We start from the raw sequence: 22,245 nt of genomic DNA, 5'->3' as shown, positions 1-22,245 counted from the left end.
GGCTCTATGGCGATAAACGACAAAATCCGTGTGCTGATTGCAGATGATTCAGCCTTTATGCGCAAGGTGCTGCAAAGCATCCTGTCCGCCGACCCGCAGATGGAAGTGGTGGGCGAGGCGCGCGACGGCCGCGACTGCGTGGCCAAGGCCGAGTTGCTGAAGCCAGACGTAATCACCATGGACGTGAACATGCCACACATGGACGGGCTGGAGGCGACCGAGGTCATTATGTCGACGCAGCCGCGCCCGATCGTGGTGGTCAGCTCGGAGACGCGCGACGGCGCGGGCCCGACGCTGCGCGCGCTGGAACTCGGCGCAATCGACTGGGTCAGCAAGCCGACCAGCGGCGTGGACCTGGACATGGTGAGTGTGCGCGACGAGCTGCTGCGCAAAATTCGCATGGCAAGCAAGGTTCGCGTGGTGCGCAATGCCACGCGGGCACGCGCCACGGGCGTGAGCGAGAGCGGCGCAAAGACCTTTGAACCCGCGCCTCCGCTGCCTGAGATTGACATGCGCGCTGTCTCCGAGGAGATGGCGCTGTCGGAGTTCAAACTGCCGGTGGTGGTGCTGGCCGCCTCCACGGGCGGGCCGCAGACGCTGATGCAGTTGCTGCCGGAGTTTCCGGCGGAGTTTCCGGCGGCGGTGCTGCTGGTGCAACACATGCCGGGAGCGTTCACCACGCAGTTCAGCCAGCAACTGGCGGAGGTTTCGCAGATCCGTGTGAAGGAAGCCGAGCCGGGCGAGATTCTGCAGCCGTGCACGGTCTATGTGTGCCCGGGTGCCTATCACCTGCGGGTTTCCAACACGGGACGCGTGGTGCTCGATGACGGCCCGCGCATCAACGGCTACAAGCCATGTGCGGACGTGACGCTGGAAACGGTTGCCGCATGGGCGGGTTCGAGCGCGATTTCCGTGGTACTGACCGGCATGGGCAACGATGGCACGCGAGGCTCGCAGGCGGTGAAAGAGCGTGGCGGATACGTGATTGCGCAGAACGAAGCGACGGCCGTGATCTTCGGCATGCCGGGCGAGACGATCCGCTCCGGCTGCGTCGATCAGATCGCGGGCATCGAGTCGGTGTTCAATGCGGTCAACAAGCGCATTCTGTGGCTGCGTGGCGCGCGCCAAGTGGGAGTGCTGTGAAGAGCTTCAGCCAGTCCGCGGTGCATGGCGGAGAGCGGGTCATCCTGTTCCGGCTGGGAGAGCAGAAATTCGCCATCAGCGCGCAGGACGTGCATGAGATCCGCGAGTACGACGCGCGCTGGATTGCTCTGCAGAAGGCGCGCGGCGAGCTGGGCGTGGTGACGCTGCATCTGGCTGAGGAACTCGGCTGCCAGACCGGACACGAGCAGCACCTGTTGTTGCTGCGGGGCGTGGACGTGGCGCTGGCGGTGGGCGAGGTGGATGAGATGGCGACGGTGCACCGCGTGCATCCGCTGCCGGCGGCCTTCAGCGGGAAAGAGCGCCAGTGGTATAGCGGGCTGCTGGTGATTGGAGAAGATGTGGTGCCGCTGGTGAACGGGATTGGGTTTGCATTCGCGCCGAAAGCGGTGTCTGCGGGAGCGTAGTGAGCATGGCGGAGCTGGTCAAGTACATCGTGTTCCCCATGGGCGGGCGCCGTTACGCGGTGCCTGCGGCGCAGGTGACGGAGTTGGCGATCCAGACGAAGCCTCCGCGCACGTTTCCGCACACCACGCCCGCGATTGAGGGCGTGCTGGTGCGGCGCAACCGGGTGTACGCCGTCTGCGACATCGCCTCCGCGCTGGGCGCAACGTCGAGCGCACCGAGGCGGTTTTACCTGATTGCCGAGTGCCGGGTGCGTGGCGTGCGCGAGCCGCTGGCGATGCCCGTGACGGGCGAGTGCATGCTTGTGGATTCTGCCAGCATGGGGCCAAGCAAGGACGTCTTTGCCGTGGGAACGCTCAGCGTCGGCGGCGAGACGATTCCGGTGTTGAACCTGGATGAGTTGATTGCCTACTGCACGGCCGGCAGGCCGGGGCGGGGAACGGAGAACGGTCGATGAGCACAAGTCCGGCGATGCTGACAAAGATCCTGGTCATCGACAGCAACGTGTTCTTCTCCAAGCGGCTGGGAGATGCGTTGCGCAAAGAAGGCTTTGAGGTGATGCAGGCCACGCAGGCCTCGTACGCGCTGACCATGCTGGAGTGGAACACTCCGGCGGTGATTCTGTGCGCGACCAATCTGCGGGAGCTGAGCGCCTTCGACCTGCCGAAGATCATCCACGCGGACGCCGAGATGTCCGGGCTGCCGATCCTTGCCATGGGCGAGGGCGGCGAGCAGGCGCTGATGGAGGCCTTCCGCGCCGGTTGCGACGACTACGTGGACAAGCGCCTGGGGCCGGAGAACGTTGCGGCACACGTGCGCGTCTTCCTGCGCAGCCGCGAAGACGGCTTCCAGCCGACGGACATGCTGGACAGCGAGGAGACAGCTCTCGAAGGCAGCCTTTCGCACCTCGACCTTCCGGGCGTCATCCAGATGTTGTGCCATTCGCGCAAGACGGGCACGCTGCACGTCAACGCCGAAAACATGGACGGCATCATCTGCTTCGAGCGCGGCGGAGTGCTGCACGCCGAGACCGGCGACAGCATCGGCGACGAGGCGGTGCTGCACATTATTAAGAGCTGCAACGCCCTGGACCACGGGGTGTACAAGTTTGTGCCCGGCCCGGCGGCCAGCACGCGGACCGTGCTGCGGTCGGTGACCGAGTTGATGCTGGAGGCGCTGCGCGAAATTGACGAAGAGCGCGCCGCCAACGATGGAGGTTACAAATGAGCGCACAGCCGGTTGTCTACTTCATCGACGACAGCGCGACCATGCGCGAGGTGATCAAGATCGCGTTCCGCCGCGAGAACATCGAGGTGGTGACCTGCCACGACGCGGACAGCGCGCTGCAGCAGATCGAGTCGGCGGGCAAGCCCGACGTGGTGATCAGCGACGTGATCATGCCCGGCCGCGACGGCTACGAGGTCTGCCAGTACATCAAGCAGCATCCGCGCCTGAGCACGACGCCGGTCATCCTCATGTCCGGCGTGGTGAACAAGACGGTGGCCGAGAAGGCCTTTGCGGTGCGCGCCGATGAGCTGATCCGCAAGCCGTTCCAGCCGCAGGATCTGATTACACGCGTGCGTCACCTGATTGCGCCGCGCAAGGAAGCGCCCGTTGCCGCTGCTGCGGGCGGCGCTCCGGTTCCTGCTCCGGCGGTTCCTCCGCCACCGGCAACACCTGCGACGGCTGGTGCCACGCTGAGCAGCATTTTCAGCGGCCCGATGCCGCAACGTCCGGCTGCACCGCGTCCGCTGGGCCCGATCCCGGTTCCTCGGCCTGTGACGCCGCGCGCCGTGCCGCCGGCGGCCATGGTGCCTCCGGTTGCGCCGCCTCCGCGTGTGGCCCCGCCCATGCCGGCGGCTGCTGCGCCGGTTGCACCCGCGCCTGCGGCGCCGAGCGTGAGCAAGGTACCTCCGCCACCGGGCGCACACTCGGGCTCCGAGCTGGCGCTGAAGGTGGAAGTGGCGCGGCTGCAGAGCGTCATCAAGAAGCTGGAAGCCGAGCTTGCCGCCGAGCGCGAGTATTCGCGCGCGTTGGAAGAGCACGTGAAGACCCTGCAGGACGCCGATTGACTGAATCGAAATTCCTAATGCAGAAGGCCGCGCATGATGCGCGGCCTTTCGCTTTTGTCTGGATGATCGCGCGGGCAGCGTGCCCGCTGACGGCGGCTACTCCGCCTTGTAGCTCGTGTTTTGCACCAGCCAGTCGTTCGAGGGCTGGTAGCCGCGGTTGAGCGCCTGCTCATAAAAGTTGAGGATGTTGTGGTCGAGCTGTGCCAGCGCCTCATTCACGTCTTCCTGAGGCAGCTCGTTCACTGCGTGCGGCAGGTATTGGATGGCGGTTTTGAGAAAGTGGCTTTGCTCGATGACGATCTTGCGGTCGACCGTCCGGCGGTAGACGCGCATGTGGATGGCGGGCTGTAATTCGCCGACCTGTATGTTGTGTTCACAAAGAAATTCGCGGTCCTGCACAACGTGCTCCATGAAAACGTAAGAATTCGCGGCCTGTCGCCAAGCCTGTGTGGATGCTACACGCGCAGGCGCGGGAAGTCGAACAAACGCGTGCGCGCCCTCAACTCGGGCTGCGACGCGCCAACCACAGGCGCGCCTTCGCCGAGGGCGATGCTCTTAATGGCAGGAGTGTGTCCCCGGGCTGAAGCCCGAGGCTACCTGGTAGGCTGTGTTCTGGAGATGCGCATTGTCTGTGGCGGAGGCAGGCTCTGGCGTGGCAGAGTGGCGTGAGGAAACGACTGCAATCCAAGCAATGATCGAACCGTCAATCGAAGGTGAGAAGCAAAAGCAGATCCTTCGCTGCGCTCAGGATGACGCCCGCAAAAGAAGAAGGCCGTGCGAGGGAAGCTGCGCTCTACCCGAAGAGAAATTCCTTGGAGCGCAGTTCCTTGATCTGGTCGCGGAGTTTGGCGGCGCGCTCGAACTCGAACTTCTTGGCGGCCTCGCGCATCTCTTCCTCGAGCTTCGCGATATAGGTGTCAAGCTGCTCCTGCGACTTGAACTCCGGTATGCCCTCGGCCTGTGTTGAAATATCTGTGTAGTCGGCTTCGACGACCTGCGCCAGAGACATATCGGTCGAGCGCACGATGCTCTGCGGCGTGATGCCGTGCTCCTCGTTGTACGCCTGCTGGATGGCGCGTCGGCGGTCGGTTTCGCCAATGGCCTTTTTCATCGAGTCGGTCATGCGGTCGGCGTAGAGGATGGCGCGACCCTCCACGTTGCGCGCGCAGCGGCCAATGGTCTGGATGAGCGAGCCGGCGGAGCGCAGGAAGCCTTCCTTGTCGGCGTCGAGAATGGCGACAAGCGAGACCTCGGGCAGGTCGAGGCCTTCGCGCAATAGATTGATTCCGATCAATACATCGAACTCGCCCTTGCGCAGGTCGCGCAGAATCTTGATGCGCTCCAGCGTTTCGATCTCCGAGTGCATGTAGCGGCAGCGCACGCCGACCTCGGCGTAGTACTCGGCAAGGTCCTCGGACATGCGCTTGGTGAGCGTGGTGACGAGCACGCGCTGTTTCTTCTCCACGCGGTCGCGGATTTCGTGCAGCAGGTCGTCGATCTGGCCCTTGACGGGCCTCACCTCCACCTGCGGATCGACCAGGCCGGTGGGGCGGATGATCTGCTCCACCACCACACCGCCCGCTTTGGTGAGTTCATAGGGGCCGGGCGTGGCGGAAACATAGATGACCTGGTTGACGCGGTTCTCCCACTCCTCAAAGGTGAGCGGGCGGTTGTCGAGCGCGCTCGGCAGGCGGAAGCCGTACTCGATCAGGTTCTCCTTGCGCGAGCGGTCGCCATGCCACATGCCGTGAATTTGCGGCACGGTCTGGTGAGACTCGTCGATGAACAGCAGGTAGTCGCTCGGCACATAGTCGAGCAGGGTTGGCGGCGGCTCGCCCGGCAGGCGCCCGGTAAAGTGGCGCGAGTAGTTTTCGATGCCGTGGCAGTAGCCCATCTCCTTGATCATCTCAAGGTCGAAGCGGGTGCGCTGGTGTATGCGCTGCGACTCGACAAGGCGTCCCTGCGATTCCAGTTCTTTCTCCCACCAGCCGAGCTCTTTCAGAATGCTGTCGACCGCGCTGGTCTTGGTCTCCGGCTTCATCACGTAGTGCGTCTTCGGGTAGATGGGGAGGCGCTGGAACTTCTGCTTGACGGTGCCGAACAGCGGGTCGATCTGCGAGAGCGACTCGATCTCGTCGCCCCAGAGTTCGATGCGGTAGGCGAAGTCGTCGTAGGTCGGGAAGACTTCAATCACGTCGCCGCGGACGCGGAAGGTGCCGCGTTTGAAGTCGGTCTCGGTGCGCTCGTAAAGGATTTCAACCAGCTTGCTGGTGATCTCTTTGCGCTTGATCTTCTGGCCCTTCTCAAGGAAGAGCAGCATGCCGTAGTAGGCTTCCGGCGAGCCGAGGCCGTAGATGCAACTGACGCTGGCGACGATGATGCAGTCGCGGCGCTCGAACAGCGATTTGGTGGCCGAGAGGCGCAGCTTGTCCAGCTCGTCGTTGATCGTCGCTTCCTTCTCGATGTAGACGTCCGAGGCGGGGATGTAGGCCTCGGGCTGGTAGTAGTCGTAATAGCTGACGAAATACTCGACGGCGTTCTCCGGAAAGAACGACTTGAACTCATGGAACAACTGCGCGGCCAGCGTTTTGTTGTGCGCCAGGATGAGCGCGGGGCGGTTCTCCTGCTCAATCACCTTGGCCATGGTGTAGGTTTTGCCGCTGCCGGTGACGCCGAGCAGCACCTGGTGCTTCTCGCCCTCTTCAATGCCGCGCGAAAGCTGCTCGATGGCATTCGCCTGATCACCTTGCGGCTTGTACGTGCTGGAAACCTTCATCTGCATGCTGGCTGCGGCCTCCCCAAGCCGCGCGTGGCGCAAGCTGCGCGCCGTCCGTCCCCAACGGCTGCGGCGCAAGCAGCGGAAACCTCGATTATAGTCAGCAGCGAAGAAAAAGGGAAAGCCGGGACGAACGGCACTGCGGTTGGCAATGGGTGCCGCCGCCTGTTGGCGCGGCGTAGAATGCGGAGACCGGCATTGATTTTGAGATTCATCACAGGTGGGCGGAGACGCGTATGAAGACGGCAGGAGCCGTGCGATTGCTGTGGGTGCTGATGGCGCTGGCGCTGTGCGCGGTGGCGGTGTGTGCGGCGCAACAGGACGTGAACCAGGGACTGCGCCCGGGGCGTGAGCTGCTGAAACAGGGCAAGTACCGGGATGCCTATGAGGTGTTTGAAAAACTGAACAAGCAGCGCGGCGGTAGCTGCGAGGAGTGTCTTTCGAGCATGGCGCTGACCAAGGCGTATCTGCACGAAGACGGTGGGGCGGTGAAGCTGGCCGACCGCGCGGTGGCCTCCGCTGCCAATGCGACGGAGCGCGCCGACGCGCTCGGCATGAAGGGCTACATTCTGGCGCGGCTTGCCAACGACGACAAGAAGAAGCTGGCGCTGGCCGAGCAGGCCTACCGTGAGGCGCTGGCGGCCGAGCCGGGCAGCGCGTACTTCCACTTCCGCATTGGAGAAACGCTGCTGCTGCAGGAGAAGGACGACGAGGGGAAGAAGGAGCTTGAACTGTACCTCGCCTCCAAGCCCAAGAGCAGCGACGCGGAGAGCGCGCGGCAGTGGCTGGCCGATCCGCGACGTGCGCGGCTGGCCTTTGCGCCCGACTTTGAGCTGACGACTGTTGAGGGCGAGAAGATCACGCTGGCCTCACTCAAGGGGCGCACGGTGCTGGTGGACTTCTGGGCGACGTGGTGCCCGCCATGCCGCGAGTCGATTCCGGAGCTGAAGGAGCTGACGAAGAAGTATCCGGCGGAGAAGCTCGTGATTGTTTCCGTGAGTGCGGACGAGGACGACGCCAAGTGGCGCGAGTTCATCAAGTCGCACGGCATGACGTGGAAGCAGTATCGCGACGCCGACGGCCACATGACAAAGACCTTCGGCGTGCGAGCCTATCCGACCTATCTGTTGATCGATAAAGAGGGCATCGTGCGCGAGCGCGTCAGCGGGCTGGATCCGCAGCAAACGTTGAACTCGCGCATGAAGGGGCCGCTGAAGAAGGTTCTGGAATAACGGGAGGGAAGTTGCAGCATCCCAGGTTGGCGCCGAAAGGCGCGGCGCGAACCTGGGGCACCCGGCTTACCGGTCTGTTCAAGTCTTTGAAACCTTACGCAACCTTCCGAAACTCTTCTAATGCTTCACCATGCCGTGCTGGCCGGCCTCAAAGCTGCGGCGGTCGAGGCGCGGCAGGCGGCTGGCCACCTTGTCAGGTACGAGCGGGAAGTGGCGCGCTGTGCCGAGGTATTCGGCCACCGGCCACAGGTCTTCTTCGGCAATCATCCAATCGGTGGCGTCAAAGCGTGCGAGGTTGACCGGTGCGGAGTAATAGCGCAGGGTGCGTTCGCTGCGCAGGTTGTAGTAGCCGTCAAAGTAGCTGATGGCCAGCTCGCGCAGAGTGCGGTGGACGGGCGCGCGGAAGCGCAGGCCCGCGTAATTCGATTTGGCAATGCCGCCCCACAGGCCGTGCTCCTTGTAGAGCGCCACCACGTGGTCGTCGTCGCGCACGGCCTCCAGGTACATCACCAGCGGCGGGCGTCCGTGGATGCGCAGCGCGGCGGCGGCGAACAGAGCGCCTTCCAGGCAGTGTCCGCGGCGCGTGCGCAATACCCGGCGCGGAGAACCGGCTGTGTCCGAATAGTCGTAGGTCATGGCGTCAAGGAAGGATTGAATCTTGACCGGATTATTGAGCGCACGCAGGGCGCGAAGCTCGGCCGTGGTGAGGCCGAAACTGGAGTTCCCGGAATTGCCGTTGGTGCCCATGAGGCAAACAGTTTAGCGCAGCAGAAAGCCCGCTCCCAAGAGCGGGCTTTTGCGATTGCTTGAGTGGTCGGCGACGGGCTAGGCCTTCACCACGGCTTCCGGAAGCTCCGGCCAGTCGCCCGTGGTCAGGTACTCCTGAATGCTGGCGGCGGCCTTGCGGCCTGCGCCCATGGCCAGGATGACCGTGGCCGCGCCGGTCACAATGTCTCCACCGGCAAAGACGCCCTTCTTGCTGGTGCGGTTCGTCTCCGGATCGGCCAGGATGTAGTTGCGGGCGTTGGTCTTCAGGTCTGGCGTGGTCGACTGAATCAGCGGGTTGGCGCTGGTTCCGGCGGCGATGATGGCGACCTGAATGGGAATCTCGAACTCCGAGCCCGGCTTCTCGATGGGGCGGCGGCGTCCGCTGGCGTCCGGCTCGCCCAGCTCCATCTCAATGCAGCGCACGCCGGTCAGCCAGCCCTTTTCGTCGCCCAGAAATTCGACCGGGTTGGTCAGCATGCGGAGCTGGATGCCTTCCTGCTTGGCGTGGCGCACTTCTTCAATGCGCGCGGGCATTTCGGCTTCGGTGCGGCGGTAGACGATGGTGGCCGAGCGCGCGCCCAGCCGCTTGGCGGTGCGTATGCCGTCGAGCGCCGTGTTGCCGCCGCCGACCACGATCACGTCCTTGTCTCGGCAGTCGTAAACCGGCTCGTCATAGACAGGGAACTGGTAGGCGCGCATCAGGTTTACGCGGGTCAGAAATTCGTTGGCGGAGTAGACGCCGTTGAAGTGCTCGCCGGGCACGCCGAGGAACTTGGGCAGGCCTGCGCCGGTGGCGATGAACACGGCATCGTAGCCTTCATCGTTCATCAGCTCGTCGATGGTGACTGACTTGCCGACGACGACGTTGGTCTCAAACTCCACGCCCATGCGGCGCAGGTTGTCGATCTCGCCATGCACGATGTCCTTGGGCAGGCGGAACTCGGGGATGCCATAGACGAGCACGCCGCCGAGTTCGTGCAGGGCCTCAAAGACGCGCACGCGGTGGCCCTTCTGGATGAGGTCTCCGGCGCAGCTCAGGCCGGCGGGGCCGCTGCCGACGATGGCCACCGACTTGCCCGTGGCGGGCGCAATGGCCGGAAGGCCGTGCAGACCGCTGCCGCGCTCAAAGTCGGCGATAAAGCGCTCAACGTAACCGATGGCGAGCGATTCGCCCTTCTTGCCGAGCAGGCAGCCGCCCTCGCACTGCTTTTCCTGCGGGCAGACGCGTCCGGTGATGGCGGGCAGCGCGTTGTCTTCGCGGATCTTGGCGGCGGCGGCGAGGTAATCACCGGCGACCACCAGATCGAGGAACTCGCGCACCTTCACGCCGACCGGGCACTTCTGCATGCATCCGGGCTTTTCGCATTCGATGCAGCGCTGCGCCTCGCGCGCGGCGTTGATCTGCTCCAGGCCCAGGTTCACTTCCAGAAAGTTCGCAGCGCGCGCCGTTTCGTTCTGCTCCGGCATGTGCGTGCGCGGAATCTTCATGCGCTCCTTCTTGGGGACAGGGTTGCTATTGGGCATGTTCGACTCCCTTCAACGCGCATTCGGATTCGGCCTTGCGGCGCAGTTCGCGCATATGTTCCAACTCGGCCTCGGGGTTGGCCTTCAATGCCTCGAGGCTTTCGCGTTCCTTCTCGCGGTACATGGTGTTGCGCTGCATCAGCACTTCAAAGTTGACGATGGAGGCATCGAACTCGGGGCCGTCGACGCAGGCGAACTTGGCGGTGTTGCCGGTGAGCACGCGGCAGCCGCCGCACATGCCCGTGCCGTCCACCATGATCGAGTTCAGGCTGACCATGGTCTTGATGCCGAGCGGCGTGGTCACGTTGGCGACGGCGCGCATCATCGGTACCGGGCCTACGGCCAGCACGAAGTCGGGCTTCTTGCCTGCGGCGATCAGCTCATTCAGCTTGACGGTGACCAGGCCTTTTTCGCCGTAGGTGCCGTCGTCGGTCATGATGTAGGGCTCGGTGCTGTAAGCGCGGACCTCGTCCTCGCAGATGACCAGATCCTTGTTGCGGGCGCCCTCGATGAAGATGACGTGGTTGCCAGCCTTCTTGAGCGCGCGTGCCGTGGGCAGCGCCATGGCGGTTCCCACCGAGCCGGCCAGAATGCAGACGGTGCCGAACTTGGCAATCTCCGACGGATGGCCGAGCGGGCCGACGATGTCGTGAATGTAGTCGCCGGTCTCCAGCATGTTGAGCAGCGTGGTGGTTTTGCCGATGGACTGCGCGACGATGGTGACGGTGCCAGCCTCGGGGTCGCTGTCCTTGATGGTGAGCGGAATGCGCTCGCCGTGCTCATGCAGGCGCAGGATGACAAACTGCCCCGGCTGCTGCTTGCGCGCAACGCGCGGTGCCTCAATCACAAACTGCTTGATGTTCGTGCCCAACGGGCGTGCGTCGATGATTTTGTACATGTATGACCGCCTAAGAGAACAGTTTCAAATGCCGCCGCACCTGCTGGCTGTGATGATTGTCACAGCCGAGACCATGGCGGAAATCAGCCAGCCAGCGGGCGGCTGATAGAAAACGCGTTAATCGGCAAAGCCCTCGCTGCGCGGCAGCTCGGTGGAGTGCGCGGCGGAATCCGCCAGCCCGAGTGCGGGCGCCAGTTCTTCCGTGGCATCCACCAGCACGTCCGGCGGGTGGATTTGCAGCGTGTGGGGCGAAAGTCCGTAATTGACGCCGATGGACCACAGCCCGGCATTGCGGGCGGTCAGCACGTCATTCTGCGAGTCGCCGATCATAACCGCCTGCGCGGCGGGGATGCCGCTCTCTTCCAGCAGCTTGAGCGCGCCGAGCGGGTCGGGCTTCTTGGTCTCAAAGCTGTTGCCGCCGTAAATGGAGAAAAAGTAGTCGGAGATGCCGAGGCCCAGGCAGATGCGGCGCGAGGGGATGACCGGCTTGTTGCTCAATACGGCCATTTTGTACCCCTTCTGCTGGAAGCGCTGGAGCTGTTCGACGACGCCCGGGTAGACAAAGGTATTGTCCAGCAGATGCTCGCGGTAGTAGGCCATGAAGAACTCGACCGCCTGGCGGACATAATTTTCATCCTGCGGGTCGCCGAGCGCGCGGCGGACAAGCATGGGGGCTCCGTCGCCGATGTAGCTGCGGATGACTTCGCAGGGCAGCTCCGGGCGGCGGTACTCGCGGAGCATGGCATTGACCGTCTCGGCCAGGTCGAGCTGGCTGTCGACCAGCGTGCCGTCCAGGTCAAAAATCAGAAGCTTGATGTCCTCGTTTGGAATCTGATGGGTGACGCGGATCATGCCTCCAGTATACGGTGCTGGAGCCCAGGCGTGTTCTGCATTGCCGGCCGTCAGCGCAACAGTCGCGCCGGAGGGGCCCCGATTCATTTACAATCTAGGATTTGCGAGCAGCCGCGGTTGGCGTCTGCCACAGTATCCAGAGAATTCGAGGCGTAACGATGGCAAAGGCCGTACAGAGCGTTGGGAATAACGGTGGCACCACCACATTGGAGAAGACCTGGGAGGGGCTTACGAGCAAGCAACTCATGGAGGCCTACCGGTGGATGGTGATGTCGCGACGGCTCGACGACCGCGAAATCCTCCTCAAGCGCCAGCAGAAGATCTATTTCCAGATCTCCTGCGCCGGACACGAGGCGCTGCTGGTGGCCGCCGCCATGAACCTGCGCGCCGGCTACGACTGGTTCTACCCCTACTACCGCGACCGCGCACTGTGCCTGGCGCTGGGCGTGACGCCACTGGACATGCTGCTGCAGGCGGTGGGTGCGGCCGACGACCCGGCCAGCGGCGGACGCCAGATGCCCTCGCACTGGGCCTCCAAGCCGCTGAACATCGTCACCCAGAGTTCGCCGACGGGCACGCAGTTTACCCAGGCCGTGGGCTGCGCCGAGGCAGGCCGTTACTTTGAGCGCCATCCGGCATCGGCAGAGAAGAAGGCCGCTGGCGACTACCGCGAGTTCAAGGACGTGCAGCACCATCCGGACGAGGTTGTCTACGTTTCTACCGGCGACGGCACCACCTCTCAGGGCGAGTTCTGGGAGAGCCTGAACGCGGCTTCCAATATGAAGCTGCCTGTGCTCTACGTGGTGGAGGACAACGAGTACGCCATCAGCGTGCCGGTGGAGGTGAATACCTCGGGCGGCAACATCAGCCGACTGGTGGCCAACTTCCCGAACTTCCACTTTGAGGAGTGCGATGGCTGCGACTACCTGGCCAGCTATGCGGCCATGAAGCGCGCCATTGAGCACGTCCGCGCCGGACACGGCCCCGCGCTGGTGCACGGACATGTCATCCGTCCGTATTCGCACTCGCTTTCCGACGACGAGAAGCTCTACCGCCCGGAGAGCGAGCGCAAGAAGCACGCCGAGCGCGACCCGATCACCAAGCTCAAGAACCTGCTGCTGCAGGAAGGCATTGCCACCAAGGAATCGTTGAAGGAGCTGGATGAAGAAGTGAGTGCCTTGGTGGCGGAGGCCGCCGAGCACGCGCTGGAGGCCGAGTTCCCAGCCAAGGACAGCTACCAGCACTTCGTCTACTCGCCCAACCTGGACGTTCGCTCCAAGCAGTTTGAGACCGAAGCGCAGCCCAAGGGCAACGAGCGCACCATGGCCGATCTGATCAACGCCACGCTACGCGACGAGATGAAGCGCGATGAGCGCATCGTGATCTTTGGCGAGGACGTGGCCGACTGCTCGCGCTACCACAACCTGGCCGAGCTGCACATGAAGGGCAAGGGCGGCGTCTTCAAGCTGACCAGCGGCCTGCAGACCGAATTCGGCAGCGACCGCGTCTACAACTCGCAACTGGCGGAGGCCACCATTGTCGGCCGCGCCATCGGGTTGGGCACGCGCGGCGCCAAGCCAGTGGTTGAAATCCAGTTTTTCGATTACATCTGGCCAGCCATGCACCAGATGCGCAATGAAATGTCGCTGATCCGCTGGCGGTCGAACAATGCCTTCAGTTGCCCGGCGGTCATCCGCGTGGCCATTGGCGGTTACCTTACGGGCGGCTCCATCTACCACTCGCAGTCGGGCGAGAGCATCTTTACGCACACGCCGGGCATCCGCGTGGTCTTCCCGTCGAACGCGCTGGATGCGGCGGGCCTGCTGCGCACAGCCATCCGCTGCGACGACCCAGTGCTGTTCCTGGAGCACAAGCGGCTCTACCGCGAGACCTATGGCCGCGCCGCCTACCCGGGGCCGGATTACATGATCCCCTTCGGCAAGGCCAAGACCGTGCGCGAGGGAAGCGACCTGACGGTTGTCACCTACGGCGCTACGGTACCGCGTGCCCTGCAGGCTGCACAGAAGCTTGAGCGCGAGCGCGGGGTGAAGGCCGAAATCCTTGACCTGCGCACCCTCAGCCCGTACGACTGGGAGGCCATTGCCGCCAGCGTGAAGAAGACCAGCCGCGTGCTGGTGCTGCATGAGGACATGAAGAGCTGGGGCTACGGCGCGGAGATTGCCGCCCGCATCGCCGACGAGCTGTTCGACTCGCTGGACGCGCCGGTGCGCCGCCTGGCTGCGAAGGATACTTTCGTGGCCTATCAGCCGGAGCTGGAGGATGTCATCCTGCCGCAGGCGGAGGACATTTACCAGGCGATGGCGAAGCTGGCGGAATATTAAGCAAGCGACGGGGGAGCCGCAGGGACGGAGCAATGAAGGCCGAACAGGTACAAAAGATTTCCCGGGCGCTTGCTGATCCGAGCCGTTACGAGATCTTCCGCAGAATTGCAGGCTGCGATGAGATGGCCTGCTCCAACCTGCGCTCACACGTTGAGATCAGCCCGGCCACGCTTTCTCACCACTTAAAGGAGCTTTCCGAGGCCGGACTCATACAGGTGCGGCGCTCGGCCCGCTTTGCCCACATGAAGGTCAGGCGTGACGTCTGGGAAAAATACCTGGCGGAGTTAAAACGCATCTAGCCCACCGCTCCGGCAATCGAAAAAATTAATATGGAAGCCGCGAATCGCCGCGGCTCCTTGCCTCATCAGTTCGATAGGTGTCGAATTATAGAATAGGCAGGAGCATGCACATGGGCAAGTTAACGGGCAAAGTGGCGGTGGTTACCGGTGCGTCCAAGGGAATTGGCGCGGGCATTGCGGAGGCGTTGGGGGCCGAAGGCGCCGCCGTGGTGGTGAACTACGCAAGCGACAAGGCGGGCGCCGAAAAGGTGCAGCGCAGCATTGAAGCAAAGGGAGGGAAGGCCTCCATCTTCCAGGCCAACGTGGCAAGTCCCTCGGACGTGAAGGCGCTGTTTGAGTTTGTGGACAAAACGTATGGCCGGCTCGATGTGCTGGTCAACAACGCGGGCATCTATGAGTTCCGCCCGCTGGAACTGGTGGACGAAACCCACTACCGCCGTCACTTTGATGTGAATGTGCTTGGCACGCTGCTGGCCTCGCGCGAAGCCGCAGCGCGGTTGGGCAAGGGAGGCGCCATTATCAACCTCAGCTCGGTGGCCGCTCTCTGGCCGACTGCCACCATCAGCGTTTACTCGGCCACCAAGGCGGCTGTGAACGCGATCACGCAGTCCATCGCGCAGGAACTTGGGCCGCGTGGCATCCGGGTGAATGCCCTTGGGCCGGGCTTCACGGAGAGCGAGGGCGTGCAGGCGATGGAGAGCGCCGGTGGCGACCAGAGCTTCCGGCAATTCGCGGTTTCACGTACTCCGATGGGCCGCGTCGGCACTCCGCAGGACATTGCCAAGGCGGCGGTCTTTCTCGCTTCGGAAGATTCCGGCTGGGTCACGGGCGAAACGCTGTACGTCGGTGGCGGCATCCGAATATAGAAAAAGACGTGCCGCGCAGGTAAAAAAATGAACGTTTGTATTACAAAGGCGCAATGCCGCTGGCCCGCTGCGAAGGCGGGCCAGTTTTGTTATCTATAAAGAATTAAATGGCTTAGGTGTGCCGTTTCGGGCTTCGCAAAGGTGCTTCTGGTAGAATTTGTTTGTAAAGAAATCCGAAGTCGGGCAAAGATTCGATCAGAAACACCAAGGCCGCCGGTTCGGGCAGGATCCCGGCGGCCTCTTCTCCCCATCGCTTGCGCGATGGGGATTTGTTTTCCGGTCCATTGCTGGCCCGGAACCTGACGGTCTAGTCGAGACGCTCTCCTGGGCAGGTGGGGAACGACTCGGGGAGGCGACACGTCAGAGCTTCAACAAACTTATTGCAGAGTTCTCCCCACAATTCCTAAAACTTCGCAATCGTAATACTGCCGTTGACGCTGCTCAAGTCAACTTTTGTAAACCCGTGCCCTAAAGTCCCATTAAAGCTTGTACCGCCGCCCCAATGGGAATGCTCCACGGGAAGCCCAAAATCGTTGCGCACGCTGCCGTTGACGGTGGAGGCGTGCAGCGCAGCGTCGGCGTTGGCGGGCAGCCTCAACTCCACGTTGCCATTCACGGAGTCCAGCGAAACCGGCTTGCCGTTGAGGTGCGCGAGCGATGCCTGCAGACGTCCGTTCACGGTGTTGAGCTTGAGTGCCCCGCTCAGGTTGCGTGCCTCAATGTTGCCGTTGACGGTCTTGATGTGCGCGGTGCCCGTAACGTCTTCGACGTGCACGTTGCCATTGACGGTTTCTACCTCATCAAGCTGCGCTTGGCGCGGCAGATGAATCGTGTACTCCACGCTCGCCGGGTTGTTGTTCACCTTGTGCGGATACTTGGTTTCCACGCGGACGGAACTGGCGGAGTTCGATACTTCGATGCGGCACTCGTCGAGCTTGGCTTGCTGATCCGCGCTCTTGACTGCATCAATCTGAACTTCATTGCGGTCCCAGACGCTGATTTTGACGTTGCCGTTGAGACTGCTGAGTGAGAAGGTTCCGCCTGCGGTGAGCGGCACGGTCTTGTGGAACTCCTGCGTGACGCGGGCCTGGGCGAATGCGGTGAACGCAGACAGCACGACCAGAAACAGCAGGGCCTGACGTGTGCGGCGGATGGAATTCAACATCACTTCTCTCCTTTGCCTTGGACGAAAGTTGGGTACATTAGTTAGCTACGCAGAACAAAGTTTCAAGGTTTCATGTTTTTCCGGGAGCGATGGGTTCAGGCAGTGTTTGCGCGGGTGAGCACGCAGGACTGCGGCGCAATATTTCGTTACATTGTGCGCCTGGCCGTCGAACTATGTTTTGCCTGCGAAGACAAAAAGGCCCCGGCGTGAGCCGAGGCCTGATGCATGCGGAGAATGGTCGTCTGCTAGCTCCAGAACCGGTAGCGGAACAGGTGATAGGTGGCGGCCACGCCATCGGCCCAACTGATCTTTTTGCCCTCGGCGTAGGTGCGTCCGTGGTAGACGATGGGCACTTCGTAGATGCGCACGCCCATCTTGGCCAGCTTGACGGTGATCTCGGTCTCAAAGCTGAAGCGGTCGCTGTGCAGGTGGGCGTCGAGCAGGTCCTGGCGTCGGAAGACCTTGTAGCAGGCGGTGACGTCTTTGAGCGCTAGGTTGGTGAGCATGTTGCAGAGGATGCTGAACAGCCGGTTGAGCACGAAGCGGTAGAAGCGCGGCACGCGGTGCGCGCCGTCGTGGAAGCGGTTGCCGAAGACGGCGTCGGCGTGGCCTTCCAGAAGGGGCTTGAGCAGCGCGGGGTAGTCGCCCGGATCGTATTCGAAGTCGGCGTCCTGCATCAGCACCAGTTCGCCCGTAGAGGCCTCCAGCGCGGAGCGCACGCCCGCGCCCTTGCCCATGTTGTGTTCGTGCAGCACCACTTTGATCGTGTCGCCTGGACTCGCGGGGAATGATTGCAGATCGAACGATTGCAGCAGTTCGCGCGTGCCGTCGGTGGAGCAGTCATCAACGAGGATGACTTCCTTGGCGAGCGGACCGGTGGGCTGCGCCAGCACGGTTTCCAGCACGCTGCGCACGGTGCGGCATTCGTTGTAGACCGGAATGATGATGGTCAGGGTCTTGAAGTTGGGACGCTCGGGCGCAAAGGACGCGTGCTCCACGCGCTGCACATCCGAGCTGCTTACCTGGCTTGCCAATGGCTCCTCCGCGAAGCGAGACGGTGCTTTCTCCAACAACGTGCGGAGGCAGGCCAAGGGCAATGCTCGCCGAATCGCAAAATCCTGTCAGAGTGTTTCTCAGTGTATCCCAGTCGGCACACCGCCGAGAAGAAAGTGCAAGCGCACATGGTAAGGTTCTTGCATGGCCAACCGAACCAGGATCGCCTCGCGTGGGGACCTTCCCCCGGCAGGTAAGATGCGCGAATTCAACTTGGACGCGGAGAACACGGTCTGCGTCACCAATCTCAACGGTGAGTTCCACGCCATTGACGGCGCCTGCCTGCACGCGGGCGCACCGCTGGCCACCGGCCGCATCGAAGATGGCCGCGTAGTCTGTCCGTGGCACGGCTGGGAGTTCGACTGCAAGACCGGCCAGTGCGGCCACAATCCCTCCATTGGCGTGAAGAGCTTTGCGCTGGCCTTTGTGGGCGAGGACGTGTACGTGGAGGGATAGGGAAGCGCTCTTTGTCAGCGATCCAAGTACAAGGGCCGGATTCTCTCCGGCCCTTCTTTCTTGCGTGAAATCTTTGGAGCTTGAAGCCTTCGGTTACGCCAGGTGGATGCGCGCTCCGCTGACCTTGTGCTGCAACATTCCGGCTAGGTGATCGACGTCGGACGGCGAGATGGAGCCGAGTCGCGCATCGAGGAAGCGGGGCTGAACCTCTGTGGCCGGGGCATTCTGCATGGAGGCCACAGCGTCGCGGCGGATCTGAATGAGCAGCGCCTGGAGCGTGTTGGGGTCGTACTTTTGCGGCGTCAGGCGGATAAGTTCGCGCAGCGTACTGCCCAGCGTCATCGAGTGGCGGTACGGACGTTCGCTGGTCATGGCGTCAAAGCTGTCGGCCAGGGCGACGATGCGCACCGAATCCTTCATCTCCCCGAGGCGCAGCTTGTCTGGGTAGCCGGTGGCGTCAGCGCGCTCGTGGTGCCAGCGCACGACCTCGGGAATATGCGGCCAGGGGAAGTGAACGTCATGCACCATGTCATAGCCCATGGTGGTGTGGTCGGCCATCTCGCGGAACTCTTCGGGCAGCAGCGCAGTGGGCTTGCCGAATAGAGCCTTGTCGATGGCGATTTTGCCAATGTCGTGCAAGTAGCCGGAGGCGCGGATTCCTGCGACCTCGTGCTGGTCCACGCCGAGTGACTCGGCGATGCCGGCGGCGTAGCGGCCCACGCGCAGCGAGTGACCGTGAATGTTGATGTGCTTGAAGTCGATGGCGGCGGCGAAGGCCTCGAGCGTGTTGTCGTAGAAGCTGTGGACGGTGGCCACCAGCTTCAGGTTCTCGCTCACGCGCTGGGAGAGCGTCTCAACCAGCGAATGGTTGTGCATGCCGAGTGCCACGTACTGCGCCAGCAGGGAGAGGTCCGCGAGATCGGCCGCATCGTAGGCGGTCGACTCCTTGCGCTGGCCCAATGCCATCAGGCCCACCAGCTTCCCGCGCACCTTCAGCGGCGCAATGCAGCGGAACAACTGTGGCGGAAAGTTTCCGTTGGTGGAGAAGTATTCGCTCTCCTGGTGGCAGAGCACCGGGCCGTTCAGCCTCGTGAGGTTGTGCACGTGGCGCGGCAGCAGAGGAATAAGAGCTGGTTCAGGAAAGGAGGTGTATCCCGCCGACGCCATGGAGACCAGCATCGAAGGACGGTCCGTGTAACGGAACAGCACGCCCTCGCGCGCCGCCGTGGCTTCCATGATGGAGCCGAGCACCATTGGCGCGGTCTGCGCAAAGTCGGTTTCCGCAGTCAAAGCGGGACCGAGTTCGCTGAGGGCAGCGAAGCTGTTGAGCAGCCGTCTCAGATTTTGGCGGTTCGCATCCACGCGGGATGGGAGAACCAGAGCAAGCTAAGGCTACCACGCGTCAGCAGTTTCGCTACTGGAATGAGTGTTGCGAAGAAAGGTACCCATGCTGAAGACTCGGATGCAGAAAATCGCGGCTTCGAGTGCAGACGCGCCTGACTAGAAGTGTTCCTGAAGGTCGGCGAAAGTGCCCAGTTGCAGCAGGCGTTGCGGCGGTTGAGCCTCGGCCAGCGTCTCGTGCTCGAGCACCCAGGTGTCCGCGTGCGGCACAAAGACGGCGTTCAACCCTGCGGCGAGTGCCGGATTGATGTCCGAGCGCGGGCTGTTGCCAACCATCCACGTGGCGGCCGCGTCCAGCGCGTATTTGTTCAGCAGCGCGGAATAGGCGGCCTCATCCTTCTCAGGGACAACCTCCACGGCGGTGAAGTAGTGCTTCAAGCCGCTGCGCTCCACCTTGCCGGTCTGCTCCTCAAAATTGCCCTTGGTCACCAGCAGCAGCGAGTGGCGCTCGCGCAGGTACCCCAGCGTTGGCTCCACACCGCGAATCATCTCAATTGGGTGGACGGCGATCTTGTGCGCGAAGCCCTGAATGGTGGCGCGCAACTCCGGCGTCAGCGGCTCCACGGAGAGGCGCTCAAAGGTGTCCGCCAGCGCGTGGGTAAAGCTTTTGAGCCCGTAGCCACGCCGCACCACATTTTCGCGCTCCACCTCGTTGAGAACCTCTCGCACCTCGGCGGGCGCCAGCTCGCCGTGGTTGAGGAACGAGGTGAATTCGGCGATGGCGCGCTCAAAGTAGATGTTGTTTTCCCAGAGCGTGTCGTCGGCGTCAATCAGGATTGTCTGGCGTGGCGTTTCAGTGGACATCCCATCCAGTTTAGCTGAATTGGAGCGGGCTGAAGCCGCAATTTGCCGACGGCAGGGCTGTGCAAGGACTGGCGCGCTAGCTGAACTTGAAGCGGCTCTTTAGCGCCAGAATCGGCATCTCAAAATACTTGAACAGCAGCGAGGCGAGGCCGATGGCGGCACCGATGCGTATTACGCCGGTAGCAAGATTGCCCCACATTCCGTGCGGCGCAAAGAACGGATCAATGAATCCGCCGAGGAAGGCATAGACCAGAATGTGCATGATGTATAGCCCGTAGCTGACTTTGCCTACGTGCACCAGCGGCCGCCAGCAGAGCGCCTGTCGGTAGTATCCGAAGCCCTTGGGCAATACCGCCGCCAGCAGCATTCCGCCAAAGCCGATGGCCAGCAGCATGCTCGTGTAGGCCGATCCTCGGTGCAGCATCAGCACCACGCCGCTGATGCCGCAGGCCAGCGCGAGGTAGCAGACGGCGCGCCAGGCGCGCACGGCATTCGGCCACAGTGAGAAGCCGACGGCGATCAGTCCGCCGACCGCCAGCCCGTCGAGGTGACCGAGCGTGTGCGTTGATGTGTGCCCCGCCAGGTGCATGCGCAGGAACGGCGAGGCGAACAGCACGCCGGTCAGCAGCGCCATCAGCACGGGCAGCTTGATTTTGCGGGCCACCGGTGCCCAGAACAGGTAGAACTGCTGCTCAATGGCGAGGCTCCAGGTGGGGCCGATGGTGCCCGGCATGTTGATGGGCCAGAGGTTCTGCACGAAGAAGATGTAGAACAGCCACGGCGCGTGCGAAACTTTACCGATCATCGACCACGGCCCTTCAAAAATCAGCGGAAGGAAAAAGTAGTCGAGAAAGAGCAGAAGGTAGTAGACGGGCCAGATGCGCAGGATGCGGCGAACGTAGAAATTGCGGTAGAAGTGCTGTTTGTGCCGCGCCTGAAGAATGATGCCGGTAATGAGAAAGCCGCTGAGGACGAAGAACAGGTCCACGCCCGCCCAGCCCCAGACGATCACCGGCTCAATCGGCGTGCCAGCGAATTTGTTGTGGCAGTGGTAGAAGATGACGGCGAGGATGGCGAGGCCGCGCAGTCCGTCGAAGGCGGGAATCTGCTCAGGCAGCCATGCCGGGCGGGGCAGGCGAGCGACGGCCGAAGCCGGAACGGGGGCTGGGGCCGTCGTGCTCACTTAGCGCGAAATCCCTTCCACCGGGCTGCTGGCGCTGGCGTAGAGCTTCTTCGTCATGCGTCCGGCGAGGTAGCCCTGGCGTCCGCCGAGCACTGCGTGCTTCATGGCGTCGGCCATCAGTACGGGCTGCTGCGCGGCGGCAATGCCGGTGTTCATCAGCACGGCGTCAAATCCCAGCTCCATGGCCAGCGCAGCGTCAGAGGGCGTGCCCACACCGGCGTCGACAATGAGCGGCACGGTGGTGATCATCTCGCGCAGGATGCGGAGATTGGCCACGTTCTGGATGCCGAGTCCGCTGCCGATGGGCGCGCCAAGCGGCATCACCGCGGCGGCACCGGCGTCGAGCAGGCGCAGCGCGAAGACCGGGTCGTCCGAGGTGTAGGGCAGCACGGTAAAGCCTTCCTTCACGAGCACGCGCGTGGCCTCAACGGTGGCCATCACGTCGGGGTAGAGCGTCTTCTGGTCGCCGATGACCTCGATCTTGACCCAGTCGCTCAGGCCGACCTCGCGCGAGAGACGCGCGGCGCGGATGGCTTCATCGGCGGTGTAGCAGCCGGCGGTGTTGGGGAGCAGGAAATATTTGTGGGGATCGATGAAGTCGAGCAGCGATTCCTTGCTGCGGTCCAGGTTCACGCGGCGGACGGCGACGGTCACCATTTCGGCGCCGCTGGCGGCCAGCGCTGCGGCCGTCTCTTCACCGTTCTTGTATTTTCCGGTACCGACGATCAGGCGGGAGTGGAACGTCTTGCCCGCAATTACCAGCGTATCCATGCGCCCTATTGTAATGGAACTCGCCAAGCGCGGCGCGTGCGGGCTGTGCATCGCCGGGGGAGTGAGTTTCCGGCGCGTGCGATGCGCGCGGCTCAGGCGCATACAAAACTCTTACAGAACAGGGCGGTTTCCGACAGAACTCTTACAATGCCGCCGCGCCAATCTTGCAACAATTTAGGCATCCGCGGAACAGAAGTTGTGCGGGCAGGAGTGTGTG

22 protein-coding genes are annotated in these 22,245 nt (G+C 62.9%); 10 read left to right on the top strand and 12 right to left on the bottom strand.

The window, feature by feature from the left end; all coding sequences use genetic code 11:
- Positions 1-6 precede the first annotated feature (6 nt).
- The 5 genes from AC6IZO_RS06665 to AC6IZO_RS06645 are packed head-to-tail and all read left to right on the top strand — an operon-like array spanning position 7 to position 3,638.
- Positions 7-1,143 carry a protein-glutamate methylesterase/protein-glutamine glutaminase gene (locus tag AC6IZO_RS06665; RefSeq protein ID WP_497809240.1) on the top strand — a complete coding sequence of 379 codons (1,137 nt, stop codon included), beginning with the start codon at positions 7-9 and terminating at the stop codon, positions 1,141-1,143.
- Positions 1,140-1,568 carry a chemotaxis protein CheW gene (locus AC6IZO_RS06660; protein ID WP_497809238.1) on the top strand — a complete coding sequence of 143 codons (429 nt, stop codon included), beginning with the start codon at positions 1,140-1,142 and terminating at the stop codon, positions 1,566-1,568. Before AC6IZO_RS06665 ends, AC6IZO_RS06660 begins: the two co-directional genes overlap by 4 nt.
- A gap of 5 nt (positions 1,569-1,573) precedes the next feature.
- A complete protein-coding gene (locus tag AC6IZO_RS06655) occupies positions 1,574-2,023 on the top strand; it encodes a chemotaxis protein CheW (RefSeq protein WP_497809236.1) in 450 nt (149 codons plus the stop codon).
- Positions 2,020-2,793: a DUF4388 domain-containing protein gene (locus tag AC6IZO_RS06650; RefSeq protein WP_497809234.1), complete on the top strand. Its 774-nt coding sequence runs from the start codon at positions 2,020-2,022 to the stop codon at positions 2,791-2,793. The genes AC6IZO_RS06655 and AC6IZO_RS06650 overlap by 4 nt, the downstream gene beginning before the upstream one ends.
- A complete protein-coding gene (locus AC6IZO_RS06645; RefSeq protein WP_497809233.1) occupies positions 2,790-3,638 on the top strand; it encodes a response regulator in 849 nt (282 codons plus the stop codon). The genes AC6IZO_RS06650 and AC6IZO_RS06645 overlap by 4 nt, the downstream gene beginning before the upstream one ends.
- Before the next feature lie 96 nt (positions 3,639-3,734).
- Here the strand turns inward: AC6IZO_RS06645 and AC6IZO_RS06640 are convergent, their stop codons facing one another.
- Positions 3,735-4,049, bottom strand: a complete 315-nt coding sequence (locus tag AC6IZO_RS06640; protein WP_497809232.1) for a hypothetical protein — start codon at positions 4,047-4,049, stop codon at positions 3,735-3,737.
- A gap of 382 nt (positions 4,050-4,431) precedes the next feature.
- The gene (uvrB, locus tag AC6IZO_RS06635; RefSeq protein ID WP_497809230.1) at positions 4,432-6,420 is read right to left on the bottom strand and encodes an excinuclease ABC subunit UvrB; all 1,989 of its coding nucleotides are present in this window, start codon (positions 6,418-6,420) and stop codon (positions 4,432-4,434) included.
- A gap of 230 nt (positions 6,421-6,650) precedes the next feature.
- Here uvrB and AC6IZO_RS06630 point away from each other — a divergent pair, with 230 nt between their 5' ends.
- A complete protein-coding gene (locus tag AC6IZO_RS06630; RefSeq protein ID WP_497809228.1) occupies positions 6,651-7,646 on the top strand; it encodes a TlpA family protein disulfide reductase in 996 nt (331 codons plus the stop codon).
- 117 nt (positions 7,647-7,763) lie between these two features.
- Here AC6IZO_RS06630 and AC6IZO_RS06625 read toward each other — a convergent pair whose 3' ends face one another.
- From AC6IZO_RS06625 to AC6IZO_RS06610, 4 genes are all read right to left on the bottom strand, one after another.
- Positions 7,764-8,393: a hypothetical protein gene (locus tag AC6IZO_RS06625; RefSeq protein WP_497809226.1), complete on the bottom strand. Its 630-nt coding sequence runs from the start codon at positions 8,391-8,393 to the stop codon at positions 7,764-7,766.
- Between the two features lie 78 nt (positions 8,394-8,471).
- Positions 8,472-9,938: an NADPH-dependent glutamate synthase gene (gene gltA, locus AC6IZO_RS06620; RefSeq protein ID WP_497809224.1), complete on the bottom strand. Its 1,467-nt coding sequence runs from the start codon at positions 9,936-9,938 to the stop codon at positions 8,472-8,474.
- The gene (locus AC6IZO_RS06615; protein WP_497809222.1) at positions 9,928-10,836 is read right to left on the bottom strand and encodes a sulfide/dihydroorotate dehydrogenase-like FAD/NAD-binding protein; all 909 of its coding nucleotides are present in this window, start codon (positions 10,834-10,836) and stop codon (positions 9,928-9,930) included. Before AC6IZO_RS06615 ends, gltA begins: the two co-directional genes overlap by 11 nt.
- 117 nt (positions 10,837-10,953) lie before the next feature.
- Positions 10,954-11,688 carry an HAD-IA family hydrolase gene (locus AC6IZO_RS06610; RefSeq protein ID WP_497809220.1) on the bottom strand — a complete coding sequence of 245 codons (735 nt, stop codon included), beginning with the start codon at positions 11,686-11,688 and terminating at the stop codon, positions 10,954-10,956.
- A gap of 158 nt (positions 11,689-11,846) precedes the next feature.
- Between AC6IZO_RS06610 and AC6IZO_RS06605 the strand changes: the two genes are divergently transcribed.
- The 3 genes from AC6IZO_RS06605 (at position 11,847) to AC6IZO_RS06595 (ending at position 15,195) form a co-directional block, all read left to right on the top strand.
- Positions 11,847-14,030: an alpha-ketoacid dehydrogenase subunit alpha/beta gene (locus AC6IZO_RS06605; RefSeq protein WP_497809218.1), complete on the top strand. Its 2,184-nt coding sequence runs from the start codon at positions 11,847-11,849 to the stop codon at positions 14,028-14,030.
- A gap of 32 nt (positions 14,031-14,062) precedes the next feature.
- Complete coding sequence (locus AC6IZO_RS06600) at positions 14,063-14,329, top strand: ArsR/SmtB family transcription factor (RefSeq protein WP_497809216.1); 267 nt, start codon at positions 14,063-14,065, stop codon at positions 14,327-14,329.
- Positions 14,330-14,439: 110 nt separating this feature from the next.
- A complete protein-coding gene (locus AC6IZO_RS06595; RefSeq protein WP_497809214.1) occupies positions 14,440-15,195 on the top strand; it encodes an SDR family NAD(P)-dependent oxidoreductase in 756 nt (251 codons plus the stop codon).
- Positions 15,196-15,598: 403 nt separating this feature from the next.
- Here the strand turns inward: AC6IZO_RS06595 and AC6IZO_RS06590 are convergent, their stop codons facing one another.
- Both AC6IZO_RS06590 and AC6IZO_RS06585 read right to left on the bottom strand, forming a co-directional pair.
- Positions 15,599-16,360, bottom strand: coding sequence for a DUF4097 family beta strand repeat-containing protein (locus AC6IZO_RS06590; protein ID WP_497809212.1), 762 nt, complete (start codon positions 16,358-16,360; stop codon positions 15,599-15,601).
- A gap of 245 nt (positions 16,361-16,605) precedes the next feature.
- Positions 16,606-17,394: a glycosyltransferase family 2 protein gene (locus tag AC6IZO_RS06585; RefSeq protein ID WP_497809210.1), complete on the bottom strand. Its 789-nt coding sequence runs from the start codon at positions 17,392-17,394 to the stop codon at positions 16,606-16,608.
- A gap of 163 nt (positions 17,395-17,557) precedes the next feature.
- Here AC6IZO_RS06585 and AC6IZO_RS06580 point away from each other — a divergent pair, with 163 nt between their 5' ends.
- Positions 17,558-17,869, top strand: a complete 312-nt coding sequence (locus tag AC6IZO_RS06580) for a Rieske (2Fe-2S) protein (protein WP_497809208.1) — start codon at positions 17,558-17,560, stop codon at positions 17,867-17,869.
- A 93-nt stretch (positions 17,870-17,962) separates the two neighbouring features.
- Here AC6IZO_RS06580 and AC6IZO_RS06575 read toward each other — a convergent pair whose 3' ends face one another.
- The 4 genes from AC6IZO_RS06575 to AC6IZO_RS06560 form a co-directional block, all read right to left on the bottom strand.
- Positions 17,963-19,159 carry an HD domain-containing phosphohydrolase gene (locus tag AC6IZO_RS06575; protein ID WP_497809206.1) on the bottom strand — a complete coding sequence of 399 codons (1,197 nt, stop codon included), beginning with the start codon at positions 19,157-19,159 and terminating at the stop codon, positions 17,963-17,965.
- A 210-nt stretch (positions 19,160-19,369) separates the two neighbouring features.
- Positions 19,370-20,074, bottom strand: a complete 705-nt coding sequence (locus AC6IZO_RS06570; RefSeq protein WP_497809204.1) for an HAD family hydrolase — start codon at positions 20,072-20,074, stop codon at positions 19,370-19,372.
- A gap of 76 nt (positions 20,075-20,150) precedes the next feature.
- Complete coding sequence (locus tag AC6IZO_RS06565; protein WP_497809202.1) at positions 20,151-21,257, bottom strand: acyltransferase family protein; 1,107 nt, start codon at positions 21,255-21,257, stop codon at positions 20,151-20,153.
- A complete protein-coding gene (locus AC6IZO_RS06560; RefSeq protein WP_497809200.1) occupies positions 21,258-22,028 on the bottom strand; it encodes a thiazole synthase in 771 nt (256 codons plus the stop codon). It abuts the gene before it with no gap.
- Between the last annotated feature and the right edge of the window lie 217 nt (positions 22,029-22,245).

This window comes from Oryzophilus luti (assembly GCF_059726245.1).
The sequence above is the reverse complement of the archived record's forward strand: the minus strand, read 5'-3'. Positions and strand labels throughout refer to the sequence as shown.

What these genes read in the sequence shown, in the direction of transcription:
- AC6IZO_RS06625 (WP_497809226.1), bottom strand. Translation starts at nt 8,393, where the DNA reads ATGGGCACCAACGGCAATTCCGGGAACTCCAGTTTCGGCCTCACCACG.
- AC6IZO_RS06610 (WP_497809220.1), bottom strand. Translation starts at nt 11,688, where the DNA reads ATGATCCGCGTCACCCATCAGATTCCAAACGAGGACATCAAGCTTCTG.
- uvrB (WP_497809230.1), bottom strand. Translation starts at nt 6,420, where the DNA reads ATGCAGATGAAGGTTTCCAGCACGTACAAGCCGCAAGGTGATCAGGCG.
- AC6IZO_RS06595 (WP_497809214.1), top strand. Translation starts at nt 14,440, where the DNA reads ATGGGCAAGTTAACGGGCAAAGTGGCGGTGGTTACCGGTGCGTCCAAG.
- AC6IZO_RS06650 (WP_497809234.1), top strand. Translation starts at nt 2,020, where the DNA reads ATGAGCACAAGTCCGGCGATGCTGACAAAGATCCTGGTCATCGACAGC.
- gltA (WP_497809224.1), bottom strand. Translation starts at nt 9,938, where the DNA reads ATGCCCAATAGCAACCCTGTCCCCAAGAAGGAGCGCATGAAGATTCCG.
- AC6IZO_RS06570 (WP_497809204.1), bottom strand. Translation starts at nt 20,074, where the DNA reads ATGTCCACTGAAACGCCACGCCAGACAATCCTGATTGACGCCGACGAC.
- AC6IZO_RS06640 (WP_497809232.1), bottom strand. Translation starts at nt 4,049, where the DNA reads ATGGAGCACGTTGTGCAGGACCGCGAATTTCTTTGTGAACACAACATA.
- AC6IZO_RS06560 (WP_497809200.1), bottom strand. Translation starts at nt 22,028, where the DNA reads ATGGATACGCTGGTAATTGCGGGCAAGACGTTCCACTCCCGCCTGATC.
- AC6IZO_RS06655 (WP_497809236.1), top strand. Translation starts at nt 1,574, where the DNA reads ATGGCGGAGCTGGTCAAGTACATCGTGTTCCCCATGGGCGGGCGCCGT.
- AC6IZO_RS06645 (WP_497809233.1), top strand. Translation starts at nt 2,790, where the DNA reads ATGAGCGCACAGCCGGTTGTCTACTTCATCGACGACAGCGCGACCATG.
- AC6IZO_RS06605 (WP_497809218.1), top strand. Translation starts at nt 11,847, where the DNA reads ATGGCAAAGGCCGTACAGAGCGTTGGGAATAACGGTGGCACCACCACA.
- AC6IZO_RS06600 (WP_497809216.1), top strand. Translation starts at nt 14,063, where the DNA reads ATGAAGGCCGAACAGGTACAAAAGATTTCCCGGGCGCTTGCTGATCCG.
- AC6IZO_RS06615 (WP_497809222.1), bottom strand. Translation starts at nt 10,836, where the DNA reads ATGTACAAAATCATCGACGCACGCCCGTTGGGCACGAACATCAAGCAG.
- AC6IZO_RS06590 (WP_497809212.1), bottom strand. Translation starts at nt 16,360, where the DNA reads ATGTTGAATTCCATCCGCCGCACACGTCAGGCCCTGCTGTTTCTGGTC.
- AC6IZO_RS06630 (WP_497809228.1), top strand. Translation starts at nt 6,651, where the DNA reads ATGAAGACGGCAGGAGCCGTGCGATTGCTGTGGGTGCTGATGGCGCTG.
- AC6IZO_RS06580 (WP_497809208.1), top strand. Translation starts at nt 17,558, where the DNA reads ATGGCCAACCGAACCAGGATCGCCTCGCGTGGGGACCTTCCCCCGGCA.
- AC6IZO_RS06665 (WP_497809240.1), top strand. Translation starts at nt 7, where the DNA reads ATGGCGATAAACGACAAAATCCGTGTGCTGATTGCAGATGATTCAGCC.